Raw genomic sequence first — 12,415 nt, forward strand, 5'->3', positions numbered from 1 at the left:
GTCGTGCCGAGTGGGGCCCGGAGGGTCCCGCGCAGGCCCGACGGACGCGCTCGGCGCACCAGGGGGACGGCACGTGGCCGCGGTGTCGGCCGGAGGCCGACGATGTGATCGCCTCAGGGGTTCAGGCCGAGGGTCTTCATCCGGGCCGTGTGCGCGCTGGTGATGCGCTCGATGAGCCGGCCGATCCCCGACAGGTCGCCGGTGCCGGAGACGATCAGCTCGGCGAGCGGGTCGTGCTCGGCGATCACCGCCTGCGACCGGGTCATGGCCTCCCCCACCAGGCGGCGGCCCCACAGCGCCAGCCGGCCGGCGACCGCGCGGTCGGCGGCGATCGCCGCGCGCACCTCGCGGACGGCGAAGTCCGCGTAGCCGGTGTCGGCGAGCACGTCGAGCACCAGCCCCCGGTCGGGCTCGGGCAGGAAGCCGGCGATCTCGCGGTAGAAGTCGGCGGCCAGCCCGTCGCCGACGTAGGCCTTCACCAGCCCCTCGAGCCACGTGCTGGGCCGGGTGCTCTCGTGGAAGGTGTCCAGCGCCGAGACGAACGGCGCCATCGCCGTCGCGGGGTCGACGCCCAGCTCCTCCAGCCGCGCGGTGAGCCGGAAGTGGTGCGCGATCTCGGCGGCGGCCATCCGGGCGAGCGCAGCCCGGCCGGTGAGCGACGGCGCCATCCGGGCATCCTCGGCCAGCCGGTCGAACGCGGTCAGCTCGGCGTAGGCGAGCACCCCCAGCAGGTCGGCGACCGCCGTGTTCTGGACCGGTGGCACGGCAACTCCTGGGCTCGGCAGCGGTGGCGCCGCGTGCCCCGGAGGGGTGACGCACCCGACACCGGGCAGCGCGGCGCCGAGAGGCTAACCGGTGCTCGCGCTAGCATGGGAATCGGCGAGCCTCCGGGCGCGCTCGAACATCTGTGCGCTGACGATCGCTGGACGACGCCCCCCGGGCTGTCTCCCGGGCCGTGGCGAGGTCCGGTTCCGCTGGCCGCGTCGGCGCAGGAACCGATCCCGCGACAACCGACCCGGGACGGGCGCGAGGCGGCGACACCGCTGCCGCAGCCGGTCCCCAGCAGACCAGAGGCGAGAGTTTGACCTCCACCGAGAAGACCTCCACCGAGACCACCGCCCCCGAGCTGGAGCACGCCGAGACCGGCGCGCCCGCTCCCGAGGAGCTCGCGCAGACCGTCGAGGAGCTCGGCGGCGCCCCCGTCGCCGCCGACAGCCCGCTGTTCAGCGACTTCGACGTGCACCCCGACATCGTCGCCGCACTGGCCGACGTGGGCATCCACCGCACCTTCGCCATCCAGGAGCTCACCCTCCCGCTGGCGCTCGCCGGCAACGACCTCATCGGCCAGGCGCGCACCGGCACCGGCAAGACCCTGGGCTTCGGCGTCCCGCTCCTGCAGCGCGTCGTCCCGCCGGCCGAGGGCGGTGACGGGGTGCCGCAGGCACTGGTCGTCGTCCCCACTCGCGAGCTGTGCGTGCAGGTCGCCCGCGACCTGGGCGCCGCCGGCGCCAAGCGCGGCATCCGCGTGGAGGCGATCTACGGCGGCCGCGCCTTCGAGCCGCAGATCGAGTCGCTCCGCAAGGGTGTCGAGGTCGTCGTCGGCACGCCGGGTCGACTCCTCGACCTGGCCCAGCGGGGCGACCTGATCCTGGGCAAGGTCAAGGCGCTCGTTCTCGACGAGGCCGACGAGATGCTCGACCTCGGCTTCCTGCCCGACATCGAGCGGATCCTCGCGATGGTTCCGGAGAAGCGGCAGACGATGCTCTTCTCGGCCACGATGCCCGGCCCGATCGTGACCCTGTCGCGGACCTTCATGACCCAGCCGACGCACATCCGTGCCCACGGCAACGACGAGGGCTCGACGGTTCCGCAGACCACCCAGTTCATCTACCGGGCGCACAACCTGGACAAGCCCGAGCTGCTCTCCCGCGTGCTGCAGGCCCGCGACCGCGGCCTGGTCATGGTCTTCTGCCGCACCAAGCGCACCGCGCAGAAGGTCGCCGACGAGCTCGTCGACCGCGGCTTCGCCGCCGCGGCCGTGCACGGCGATCTGGGTCAGGGCGCCCGGGAGCAGGCGCTGCGGGCCTTCCGCAGCGGCAAGGTGGACGTGCTGGTGGCCACGGACGTCGCCGCCCGCGGCATCGACGTCACCGGCGTCAGCCACGTCGTGAACTACCAGTGCCCGGAGGACGAGAAGACCTACGTGCATCGCATCGGCCGCACCGGCCGCGCGGGGTCGACCGGTGTCGCGGTCACCCTGGTCGACTGGGACGACATCCCCCGGTGGCAGCTGATCAACAAGGCGCTGGACCTGGACTTCGCCGACCCACCGGAGACCTACTCGACCTCCCCGTGGGTCTACACCGACCTCGACGTCCCCGAGGGCGCCAAGGGCCGGCTGCCGCGCTCGCAGCGGACCCGTGAGGGGCTGGACGCGGAGGTGCTCGAGGACCTCGGCGAGACCGGCAAGCGGAACCGCGCCGCGGGTCGCGGCGACTCGCGCGGCCCGGCGCAGCGCCAGGAGCCCGGCGACGAGCAGTCCGCGGGCAGCGGCAAGAGCCGTCCGCGGCGGCGGACCCGCCGCAGCGGGGAGACGGCGGCCGCTGCCGACGGCCCGGCGGCAGAGGGCGCCGCACCGGCCGGAACGACCCCGGCGGCCTCCGCCGAGGGTGGGAGCGCCCGGCCGCGCCGCCGGCGCCGGCGTGGCGGTGCCGGACGCGGCGGCTCGGGCGCGGGTGGCGCCGGCGCGGAGAGTTCGGGCGCCGGCTCCGAGGGCTGATGACGGAGCACCTCCCGGGGGCCCACGCCTCGCACGCTCGGCGCGGACCCCTGGCGGGTGGCCGGTCCACCACCGTCGGCGCGCCGCCGCTGCGGGTGTGGGTCTGGACGGCGGCCACGGTCGCACTGGTCGTCGTCGCCGCGCTGCTGTGGCGGGGCTCGGACGCGGCCGCCACGTCGAGCAGCACCGCGCCCGCGGCCGATCCCCCTGCGGGGGCGCCGGCCGACACCGTCGCCGAGGCGTGGTCCACCGAGGGCGACCCCGTGCCCGGGGACGTCGTCGAGGAGGGGCGCGTGCTGGTCGGCTCGCCGCAAGGGGTGCGCGGGCTGGACCCGGCGACCGGCGAGGAGGCCTGGCACTACACGCGGGCCAACGCCCGGCTCTGCGGGCTCACGGCGACCGACGGCGTCGCGGTGGCGGTCTTCCGGACCGAGGACCGGTGCGACGAGGCGGTCGCCCTGGACGCCGGCACCGGCGTCCGCGCGTGGACCCGGAACGTCGACTTCCGCGCGGACGCGACCCTCTCCTCCACCGACCGCATCGTGCTGGCCCGCAGCCCCACCGGGATCGTCACGCTCGACCCCACCGCCGGCGGCATCCGCTGGCGGTACGCCCCTCCGGAGGGCTGCCGGTTGCTGCGGTCCGCGGCCGGCGACGCAGGCGTGGCGGTGCTGCAGCAGTGCGCCGGCTCCGACACCGCGCAGCTCGAGCTGCTGGACGGGTTCGACGGCGCCCCGCACTGGACCCGCGACCTGCCGGGATCCGACGGTGGGACCACCGAGCTGGTGGGCGCGGACCAGCTCGTCACGGTGCGCCTGGGCGACGAGGTTCAGCTGCTCTCCGCCGCCGACGGCTCGCTGCTCGCCACCCTGGCCGCCGGCCCCGGGTCCGCGGTGCGGGCGTCGGCCACCGACACCGCGGTGCTGGTCTCCGCCGGGGGCACGCTCACCGCGCTCGACCCGGAGTCCGCCCGACCGTTGTGGACGGCTCCCGCCACCGGTGTACCCGGGGAGGCGACCGCGGACGGCACCACGACGCTGCCCGTCCCGACGTCCGACGGGATCGTCCACCTCGACCCCGGCACCGGCGACGAGCTGGGCCGGTCGGGAGCGATCGACCTGCCCGAGGGTGCGGTGGCCACCGTCGTCGGCCCTGCGGTCGTCCTCGCGCTGCCCGGCGAGGTCCGCGTCTACCGCTGAGGCCGCCCCGCCCCGGCGCGCCCGCTGCGTTCGGGGTTCACTGGGGGCCATGGTCCTGCCCGGCGGCCCCGATGCCCGACCCGTGTCCCTCGCCATCGCGCCCGACGACCTCCGCCAGCTCGCGCGGCACGACGCGGTCGCGCGCACCTTTCCCGGTGGCGCCGGGCCGCTCGCCGCCCTGGACACCGGGGGAAGCGCCGCCCGCGGCACCGTGCTGATGGTGGCCGGCTACACGGGCAGCAAGGAGGACTTCGCCCCGCTGCTGAGCCCGCTCGCCGCCACCGGGTACCGGGTGGTCGCGCTGGACCAGCGGGGGCAGTACGAGTCACCGGGCCCCGACGAGCCAGCCCAGTACTCGGTGGCGGCCCTCGGCGCCGACGTCGTCGCGGTGGCGCAGGTGCTGCGGGAGGAGTCCGGTGCGCCCCTCCACCTGGTGGGGCACAGCTTCGGAGGGCTGGTCACCCGGGCCGCAGTCCTCGCCGAACCGGGCTTGTTCACCACCTTCACGCTGCTCGGGTCGGGGCCCTCCCGGCTCACCGGACGCCGCGCCGAGCTGCTGGACCACCTCGGCCCCCTGCTGGACGCCGGAGGCGTGCCGCTGGTCCACGAGACGCTGGAGCAGCTGGCGATGACCGATCCCAAGGCGCAGGCCGTACCGGCGCCGACCCGGGAGTTCTACTCGCGCCGCTTCCTGCGCAACTCCGCCGCCGGGCTGCGGGGCATGGCCGACGCCATGCTGGCCGAACCCGACCGGGTGGCCGAGCTGAAGGAGGCCGGTGTGCCGGTCCTGGTGGCGCACGGGGAGGCCGACGACGCCTGGCTGCCGCACGTGCAGGCCGACATGGCCCGCCGGCTGGGCGCCCGGCACGAGGTGATCGACAACGCGATCCACTCCCCCGCCGTCGAGAACCCGCCGCGCACCCTCGAGGTGCTCTGCGACTTCTGGTCGAGCGCCGAGGAGCGGTCGTGAGCCGGCTGGCACCGCTGCCCTCGCCCGACGACTGGACCGAGGAGGAGGACCGGCTGGGCTTCTTCGGCCCGGGGAGCGTGACCTGGCGGATCCACGGCGACCCCGCATACCACGTCGGCGCGATGGGGGCGCTGATGCTCCAGGCCCTGCACCCGGTGGCCATGGACGGCGTTGCGCGCAACTCCGCCGGCTTCAAGGACGACTGGTGGATGCGCATGACCCGCACCGGCCAGTACATGGAGACGGTCGTCTTCGGGCGGCGGACCGAGGCGCGCCGGATGGCCGCCCGGGTGCGGGGCTACCACCGGAAGCTCTCCGGCGTCGAGGAGACGACCGGCCGCGCCTACCGGGTCGACGACCCGGACCTGCTCCTGTGGGTGCACGCCTGCGCCGTCGCGTCGATCCTGACGACGGCCCGCCGGGCGGGGGTGGCGCTGACGGACGACGAGGCCGACCGCTACGTGGACGAGCAGGTGACCTTCGCGCACCTCGTGGGGGTGCCGCTGGCGACGGTGCCGAGGTCGGTGGCCGAGCTCGACGCGTACTTCGAGGGCATGCGGCCCTCGCTGGCGGCCACCCCGGCGGCCGTGAAGGGTGTCCGGGACCTCTTCCTGCCGCCGATGCCCGGGTGGCTGCAGGTGCTGACGCCGGCGAGGCCGGTGTGGGGCACCCTGGCGGCGCTCTGCTTCGCGCTGCTGCCCGCCTGGGCCCGGAGGATGTACTCCCTGCCGGGGCTGGCGCTGACCGACGCCGCGGCGACCGCCGGGCTCCGGGCGTTCCGGACCGCGTTCCTGGCGCTGCCCGATCGGGCGTACCGGTCACCGATCGTGCGCGCCGGGCTCGTCCGCGCGCCCGTGGCGCCGGCCGCCTGAGAGAGGACCACGCTGCCCCCCACCCCTTGCGAGCTCGGGGCGGGACCCTGCAGCGTGGCCGTTCCATCAGGTGGCCGCGTCGTCCTCGGGGAGGAAGCTCCACGGCTCCCGGGCCGGGCCGGCGGCCTGCCCCGCCGGGCAGCTGGGCCGGAAGTCGCACCACCCGCACTGCTTGCCCGGGACCGCCGGGAAGGCGGCGTCGGGGTCCTGCCCGGCGGCCACCGCCTCGCTCGCCGCCTGGATGTCGATGGCGACGTCCTCGGCCCGCCGGGCGTGGTTGGCCAGCGACCGCTCGGTGTGCTCGAAGGCGGCCACCGTGCCGGAGGGCACGTGGTGCAGCTCGACCCGGGTGCACGGCCGGCGGAGCGTGCGGCGGACGGCGAGGACGTAGAGCGCCAGCGCCTGGGAGCCGCGCGCCTCGTCATCGGTGCTCGGTGCACGGCCGGTCTTGTAGTCGACGACGACGAGCTCCTCGCCGCGTTCGTCGATGCGGTCCACCCGGCCCGAGAGCGTCATCCGCTCGGTCATCGTGCTGACGGTCCGCTCCCGGGCGCGGGGCTCCTCGGTCGGGTCGACGCCGGCGAGGTAGTCGGTGAGCCAGCCGGCCGCCCGGGCCCGCCAGCGGTCGGACTGCTCGTCGTCGCGGAACCCCGCGGGGCTCCAGGCCGCGACGAGCAGCTGCCGCGCGGCCCCGGGCGTGCGGCGCTCGACAGGCAGGTCCCACCACGAGGAGAGCACCTGGTGCAGCGCCGTGCCGACGGTGTGGTGGGCGAACCGCGGGCCGCGCGGCGGGCTCGGCCGGTCCACGTTGGCGAACCGGTAGCGCCGTGGACAGTCGGAGAAGTCGGCCAGCGACTTCGGGCTCGCGCGCAGCAGCCGCCGGGGCATGCCGGGCAGGACGCCCTGCCCGCCGTCCGTGGGGTTGCGCATACCGGTCACGGTAGCCGCGGGGGGCGACGCTTCCGGATCAGTCGCGCCACGGCGCGGTGCCGGTGCCCGCCGCCAGCAGCCGCTCGAACTGCGCCGGGTCCGTCGTGCACGCGCCGAGCGGCGTCGCCTTGTTGGTGCCGTGGTGGTCGCTGGAGCCGGTGGCGATCAGGTCGAGCTCGGCGGCCAGCCCGCGCAGGTGGGCGCGCTGCTCGGCGGTGTGGTCGGGGTGGTCGACCTCCAGGCCGAGCAGCCCGGCTGCGGCCATGGCGGCGATCGCGTCGTCCCCGACCACCCGGCCGCGCGCGGTGGCCAGCCCGTGGGCGAACACCGGCACGCCGCCGGCCGCCCGAACGAGGGCGATCCCCTCGCGGACGTCGGTGTCGGCCTTGCTGACGTAGTACGGGCTGCGGTGGTGCAGCAGCCCGGCGAACGCCTCCGCGACGGTGCCGACGACGCCGGCACGGATCAGCGCCTGCGCCACGTGCGGCCGGCCGATCACCCCGCCGCCGGCGTGCGCGACGATCTCCGCCCAGACCACCGGGTACCCGTCGGCGGCCAGCGCCGCCACGATCCGCTCGGCGCGACCGAGGCGCTCGTCCCGCAGCCGGGCCCGCTCCGCCGCGAACACCGGGTGCAGCGGGTCGAACAGGTAGCCGAGCAGGTGCACGCTGATCGGCGGCTGGTCGGAGGGGAACCAGCGGCAGGACATCTCCATGCCGGGGACGACGGTCAGCCCGGCCGGACGGCCCTCCACCGCCGCAGCCCAGCCGGCCGTCGTGTCGTGGTCGGTGAGCGCCACGACGTCGAGGCCCGCGGCCCGCGCGGCGGCCAGCAGCGCGGCGGGGTCGTCGGTCCCGTCGGACACCGAGGAGTGGGTGTGCAGGTCGATCCGCATCACCGGTCAGCCTGCCGCACGCGGGCGTGCACCACCCGGGGAGCGGCCGGTCACGGCTCTCGCGGCGGGAGCGGCGGGATGGGTTCGGTGTCCCGCCGTCCGCCGGTGGCGACCGGCCCGGCCGGTGCCGGCGACTCGGGGTTGCCCTCGTCGTCCCCGGCGCCGGCGCTGCCCCAGTCGCTGCCGAACAGCAGGCCGCTGACCTCGCGGTAGAGGTCGCCGGCGCGCGGCAGGAAGGTGATCTCCGACAGCCCCTGCTGCTGCCCGGCGGACTCGAACCGGAAGGTGCCGTAGCCCAGCAGCTGGCCGAAGAAGGTCTCCTTCCACGTCAGGTCGGTGATCCGGCGCAGCGGCAGCAGCGTGACGGTCCGGACGATCACGCCCGAGGTCAGCAGCACCCGCCGCCGGCTGACGATGAAGTGCCGCATCCACCACTCACCGACCCGCATCGCGTAGGTGGCCAACGCGACCAGGACCACGAGCATCCCGACGGTGCTGGTGACCCGGTTCTCCGGGTCCAGCACGAGCAGCCAGCCGCCGACGAACAGGACCGGCAGGAACTTGAGGGTGGGGACGACGAGCACCGCCCAGTGCCGGCGGGTGACCACCACCGCGTCCTCGTCGTCGAGCAGGTACTTCCGGACGTCCTTGGCGGCCCTGGTCGGGAGCCCGACAGGATCGGCCACCGGCTCAGACCAGGGAGCCGACGAACTGCGCGAGCGACGACGCCGCCTCGCCGAGCGCCTCGCCGGCGCTGCGGACGATCTCCGCCGAGGACTCCGGCGCCTGGATCACGTAGAAGAGCACGAAGGCGACGACCACCCAGGTGAGGACCTTCTTGAGGTTCACCGCCACCTCCGTGGTGTGGGACGAGGCAGCCCGGGCGTCCGGGCCGGCAGGAGGGTCCGCCGGGTGCGGCGGACGCGTTCGTCCCATGAGTAACACAGGCCCCACGGCGCACCGCACCGACGCGCCGGTCACGAGCGGCCCGGTCGGTTCCGCGACCGGGGATCAGCGGCCGGGCAGCAGGTGCTCCCCCACCGGCCCCAGCGGCAGGTCGGGGTAGATCCGTTCCCGCAGGTCGAGCAGCCGCAGCTCCTCGACCAGCAGCCAGGCGGCGCTCATCGGCCACATCACCAGCCACAGCCAGACCCCGTAGGCCTCCCCCACGAACGCCGCACGGTCCTGGCTCGTCGGCACCGCCCACAGCGGGGCGTGCTGGCCGGCGGCCTCGACGTCGACCGAGCTCGGCCCGGAGATCACGTCCCCCGGGTCGAGCCCCGGGAGACCGGCGTAGCCGCAGCCGACGCCGGTACCGGGTTCCTCGGCCACCAGCACGAGCTCGGCGGCGCCCCCGAGCGGGGCCGGTCCGGCACAGTCGACGACGATCGCCCGGGCGCCCGGCTCACCACCCCAGGCCAGCCCGGTCACCGCCCAGCCCGGGGGCACCGGGTCCGGCACCCACGCCGGCACCCGCGCGTCGGCGGTGACGGCGGCGATCGCGTCGTGGGCGACCAGGGCGGTGTGGTGCAGCGGCGTGACCGCGCCGTGCCGGTGGCACCAGGCGTGCGCCTCGGATCCGGGGCGGACGGCCACTGGCTCACCGCAGCGCGGGCAGACCGGTGACGCACTCATCGGGGAACACGGTCGCGGGAGCGGCCCCGATCGTCAAGCGCAGCGGTGCGGGGCCGCGGCCGGCGTGCGTAGCCTCCCGGGTGTGACCGCCGCCGAGCCTCCCGCGGTGCCGTGCGTCGGCGCCGTCGTGCACGACGCGGAGCGCCGCCTGCTGCTGGTGCGCCGGGGCAACGAGCCGGGGCGGGGCCTGTGGTCGCTCCCCGGTGGCCGGGTCGAGCCGGGCGAGACCGTCGGCCAGGCCGTCGAGCGGGAGGTCCGCGAGGAGACCGGGCTGCGGGTCCGCGCGGGGGCGGAGGTGGGCCGGATCCGCATCGACGGCGGTGCGGTCGTCTACGACGTCGTCGACCTCGCGTGCGCCCTGCTGGAGCCCGGGGCGCAGCCGGTCGCCGGGGACGACGCGCTCGACGTCGTCTTCGCGGACGCGGCGACGATCGCCGCCCTGCGGTGCACGCCGCGACTCGTGGAGACCCTGCAGGAGTGGGGCGTGCTGCCGGGCTGACCCGACCGCACGCCCCGCCGTCGTCAGCCGCGGGGGGTGGGCTCCGGGCGGCCGGGCTGCTCGCCGCCGCGGGCCTCCCCGTACGAGCGCTTGGGCACCATGACCTTGCGCCGGAAGATGCAGACGACGGTGCCGTCCTGCTTGTAGCCGATGGTCTCCACGTACACCACGCCGCGGTCGTCCTTCGACTTCGACGGCGTCTTGTCCAGCACCGTCGTCTCGCCGTAGATCGTGTCGCCGTGGAAGGTCGGGGCGACGTGCCGCAGCGACTCGATCTCCAGGTTGGCGATCGCCTTGCCCGAGACGTCGGGCACGCTCATGCCGAGCAGCAGCGAGTAGATGTAGTTCCCGACGACGACGTTCTTGCCGAAGTCGGTGGTCTTCTCCGCGTAGTTCACGTCCATGTGCAGCGGGTGGTGGTTCATCGTCAGCAGGCAGAACAGGTGGTCGTCGTACTCGGTGACGGTCTTCCCGGGCCAGTGCTTGTAGACGGCCCCGACCTCGAACTCCTCGTAGTACCGACCGAACTGCATCTCGCTGGCTCCCGACGTCGACGCTGACAGACGGCTGGTGATCCTACGGACGCGGCACGGGCCGGCACCCGCCGGCGCCCGGGCCCCGGGCGTCAGAGCAGTTCCAGGACCGGTCCGAGCTCCTGCCTGGCGTACCAGCCGAGCTCGTGCCCCTCGGCCTGGTCGACGACGAACTGCGCGTCCTCGCTGCCGAGGTCCGCCTCCAGGACGACGCCCACCGCCCGGCGGACGTCCTCCTCGGCCTCGGCGTCGTCGATGTGCGCGCTCACGACCTCGGGCAGCCGCACCTCGTGGGCCAGCCGGGCCGCGCCGCGCTCCACGTGCGGGTCGTCCATCGGGGTCACCGCGTCGTCGGGCACGTCGGCGGCGAGCACGACCCGGCGGCGGGCGGCCAGGGGGTCGAGGTCGAGCAGCCGCAGGCTCGCCCGCGCCGCGGCCAGGAGCGCGGCGTACTCCAGCTCCTCGGTGTCGGCCTCCGCGTCGCTGAGCGCGTAGAACTCGCGCAGCTGCGGGGTGACCGCGAAGACGGTCTGCGGAGCGGGCAGGTGCCTCTCCTCGACCAGGGTGCGGAGCACGTTCGTCGTCGCCGGCAGGTACACGCGCACCCGGCTGACCCCCTTCGTCGGTGGAAGGACGACCGTAGCCGCCGCCGGACGGCGGGTCAGGACGAGGTCTCGACCAGCCCGGCGACCTCCTGCTCGATGAGGTCGGCGAGCACGTCGACGTCACCCATGCTGTCCCGGTCGGCGTTGAGGCCGAAGAACACCGTGCCGTCGTAGGAGGTCATGCCGATCGACAGCCCCTGCCCGCGGGCCAGCGGCACCACCGGGAACACCTCCAGCACCCGGCCACCGGCGGCGTACAGCGGCACCTGGGGGCCCGGCACGTTGGTCACCACGAGGTTGAACAGCCGCCGGGAGAGCCCCCGGGCCGCCCGGGCGCCCAGCGCGTGCAGCGTCGACGGGGCGAACCCGCTGAGCGCGATCAGGCTGTCCGCCCCGACCGACTGCCCGTGCTGGGTGAGCCCGCGCATGGCGTAGGTGAGCCGGGCGAGCCGGACCCTCGGGTTGGGCTCCCCCACCGGCAGGTCCACCAGGTGGGAGGTGACCTGGTTGCCCGCGGAGCCGTCCTCGTCCTGCACCGACACCGGCACCAGGGCCCGCACCGAGGTGCCGCCGACGAGCGGCTCACCGCGCGAGAGCAGCCACTCCCGGAGGGCGCCGGCGACGACGGTCAGCAGCACGTCGTTCACCGTGCCGCCGTGCGCCTTCCGCACCCGCTTCAGGTCGTCGAGGTCGGCGCACGCCACCGCGACCCGACGTTGCCGCCCGATCGGGGCGTTGAGCGGACTGTGCGGCGCCGGGAGGATCGCCGAGCGGGCCGTGCGGAGCAGGCCGCCGGTCACCCCGCCGATCCGCACGGCGGTGGCGCGCGCGTCGGTCGCCGCGGAGCGCGCCAGCCCGACCAGCGACGACGGGCGCTGCCGGTAGTCCTCGAGGGCCGACCACACGAGCTCGACGCCTGAGGGCGGCCGGCGGGGTCGCCACTCCGCCGCTTCCGGTGCCGGCGCGTCCGGCGAGACGTCGAGCAGGACCTGCCCGATGTCGACGGCGCTGAGCCCGTCCACGAGCGCGGGGTGCGTCTTGGTCACCACCGCCACCCGGTTTCCACCGAGGCCCTCGACGAGGTACGCCTCCCACAGCGGGCGCCGCCGGTCCAGCGGGCGGGACATCAGCCGGGACACCAGGTCGAGCAGCTGCTGCTCCGTGCCCGGCCGCGGCAGCCCCGACCGGCGCAGGTGGTAGGTGATGTCGAAGTCGGGGTCGTCGACCCACACGGGGTTGGCCAGGTGCCCCGGCACCTCGGCGACCCGCTGCCGGTACCGCGGCACCAGCGACAGCCGCGCCTCGACCAGCGCGGCGAGCGCGTCGAGGCCACCGGGAGGCGTCTCGAGGATCAGCACCCCGCCGACGTGCATGGGGACGCCCGGCTCCTCCAGGTAGAGGAACGAGGCCTCCAGGGTGCCCAACCGCTCGACCATCGTGCTCCTCCCGACGGGGCCCTCACGCTACGACGGCGACGCGGTTCCGGACAGCCCGGCGC

Annotated in this window: 14 protein-coding genes; 5 read left to right on the forward strand and 9 right to left on the reverse strand. The window is 75.4% G+C overall.

Going from position 1 to position 12,415, the window contains the following annotated elements:
* Positions 1–113 precede the first annotated feature (113 nt).
* Positions 114–764: a ferritin-like fold-containing protein gene (locus ACI79K_RS13235; protein ID WP_456589903.1), complete on the reverse strand. Its 651-nt coding sequence runs from the start codon at positions 762–764 to the stop codon at positions 114–116.
* A 317-nt stretch (positions 765–1,081) separates the two neighbouring features.
* Between ACI79K_RS13235 and ACI79K_RS13240 the strand changes: the two genes are divergently transcribed.
* The 4 genes from ACI79K_RS13240 to ACI79K_RS13255 are packed head-to-tail and all read left to right on the forward strand — an operon-like array spanning position 1,082 to position 5,820.
* Positions 1,082–2,779: a DEAD/DEAH box helicase gene (locus ACI79K_RS13240; protein WP_456599922.1), complete on the forward strand. Its 1,698-nt coding sequence runs from the start codon at positions 1,082–1,084 to the stop codon at positions 2,777–2,779.
* Positions 2,779–3,978 (forward strand): outer membrane protein assembly factor BamB family protein, encoded by a 1,200-nt coding sequence (locus tag ACI79K_RS13245; protein ID WP_456599923.1) that lies wholly within the window; start codon positions 2,779–2,781, stop codon positions 3,976–3,978. Before ACI79K_RS13240 ends, ACI79K_RS13245 begins: the two co-directional genes overlap by 1 nt.
* 49 nt (positions 3,979–4,027) lie before the next feature.
* Positions 4,028–4,948, forward strand: a complete 921-nt coding sequence (locus ACI79K_RS13250) for an alpha/beta fold hydrolase (protein WP_456597106.1) — start codon at positions 4,028–4,030, stop codon at positions 4,946–4,948.
* Entirely contained in the window at positions 4,945–5,820 is an 876-nt protein-coding gene (locus ACI79K_RS13255; RefSeq protein WP_456589907.1) for an oxygenase MpaB family protein, read from the forward strand. The genes ACI79K_RS13250 and ACI79K_RS13255 overlap by 4 nt, the downstream gene beginning before the upstream one ends.
* A 66-nt stretch (positions 5,821–5,886) precedes the next feature.
* Here the strand turns inward: ACI79K_RS13255 and ACI79K_RS13260 are convergent, their stop codons facing one another.
* The 5 genes from ACI79K_RS13260 to ACI79K_RS13280 form a co-directional block, all read right to left on the reverse strand.
* On the reverse strand, positions 5,887–6,750 hold the full coding sequence (locus tag ACI79K_RS13260) for a RecB family exonuclease (protein ID WP_456589908.1): 864 nt from the start codon (positions 6,748–6,750) through the stop codon (positions 5,887–5,889).
* A 37-nt stretch (positions 6,751–6,787) separates the two neighbouring features.
* Positions 6,788–7,645, reverse strand: coding sequence for a PHP domain-containing protein (locus ACI79K_RS13265; protein ID WP_456589909.1), 858 nt, complete (start codon positions 7,643–7,645; stop codon positions 6,788–6,790).
* A 50-nt stretch (positions 7,646–7,695) separates the two neighbouring features.
* Positions 7,696–8,331, reverse strand: coding sequence for a PH domain-containing protein (locus ACI79K_RS13270; protein WP_456599924.1), 636 nt, complete (start codon positions 8,329–8,331; stop codon positions 7,696–7,698).
* A 4-nt stretch (positions 8,332–8,335) separates the two neighbouring features.
* The gene (locus ACI79K_RS13275) at positions 8,336–8,494 is read right to left on the reverse strand and encodes a hypothetical protein (RefSeq protein ID WP_456589911.1); all 159 of its coding nucleotides are present in this window, start codon (positions 8,492–8,494) and stop codon (positions 8,336–8,338) included.
* 162 nt (positions 8,495–8,656) lie between these two features.
* Positions 8,657–9,280 (reverse strand): DUF6758 family protein, encoded by a 624-nt coding sequence (locus ACI79K_RS13280; RefSeq protein WP_456589912.1) that lies wholly within the window; start codon positions 9,278–9,280, stop codon positions 8,657–8,659.
* 82 nt (positions 9,281–9,362) lie between these two features.
* Between ACI79K_RS13280 and ACI79K_RS13285 the strand changes: the two genes are divergently transcribed.
* Entirely contained in the window at positions 9,363–9,779 is a 417-nt protein-coding gene (locus ACI79K_RS13285; RefSeq protein WP_456589913.1) for an NUDIX hydrolase, read from the forward strand.
* A 23-nt stretch (positions 9,780–9,802) separates the two neighbouring features.
* Here the strand turns inward: ACI79K_RS13285 and ACI79K_RS13290 are convergent, their stop codons facing one another.
* The 3 genes from ACI79K_RS13290 to ACI79K_RS13300 all read right to left on the reverse strand — a co-directional run bounded on the left by ACI79K_RS13290 (position 9,803) and on the right by ACI79K_RS13300 (position 12,353).
* Positions 9,803–10,312, reverse strand: coding sequence for a MaoC family dehydratase (locus tag ACI79K_RS13290; RefSeq protein WP_113798727.1), 510 nt, complete (start codon positions 10,310–10,312; stop codon positions 9,803–9,805).
* A 92-nt stretch (positions 10,313–10,404) separates the two neighbouring features.
* On the reverse strand, positions 10,405–10,917 hold the full coding sequence (locus tag ACI79K_RS13295; RefSeq protein WP_456599925.1) for a DUF6912 family protein: 513 nt from the start codon (positions 10,915–10,917) through the stop codon (positions 10,405–10,407).
* Positions 10,918–10,973: 56 nt separating this feature from the next.
* Positions 10,974–12,353: a WS/DGAT/MGAT family O-acyltransferase gene (locus ACI79K_RS13300; protein ID WP_456589915.1), complete on the reverse strand. Its 1,380-nt coding sequence runs from the start codon at positions 12,351–12,353 to the stop codon at positions 10,974–10,976.
* Between the last annotated feature and the right edge of the window lie 62 nt (positions 12,354–12,415).

This window comes from Blastococcus sp. SYSU DS0616 (assembly GCF_054051015.1).

Coding starts and splice junctions, on each gene's coding strand:
- ACI79K_RS13280 (WP_456589912.1), bottom strand. CDS start 9,280: ATGAGTGCGTCACCGGTCTGCCCGCGCTGCGGTGAGCCAGTGGCCGTC.
- ACI79K_RS13300 (WP_456589915.1), bottom strand. CDS start 12,353: ATGGTCGAGCGGTTGGGCACCCTGGAGGCCTCGTTCCTCTACCTGGAG.
- ACI79K_RS13260 (WP_456589908.1), bottom strand. CDS start 6,750: ATGCGCAACCCCACGGACGGCGGGCAGGGCGTCCTGCCCGGCATGCCC.
- ACI79K_RS13245 (WP_456599923.1), top strand. CDS start 2,779: ATGACGGAGCACCTCCCGGGGGCCCACGCCTCGCACGCTCGGCGCGGA.
- ACI79K_RS13250 (WP_456597106.1), top strand. CDS start 4,028: ATGGTCCTGCCCGGCGGCCCCGATGCCCGACCCGTGTCCCTCGCCATC.
- ACI79K_RS13290 (WP_113798727.1), bottom strand. CDS start 10,312: ATGCAGTTCGGTCGGTACTACGAGGAGTTCGAGGTCGGGGCCGTCTAC.
- ACI79K_RS13265 (WP_456589909.1), bottom strand. CDS start 7,645: ATGCGGATCGACCTGCACACCCACTCCTCGGTGTCCGACGGGACCGAC.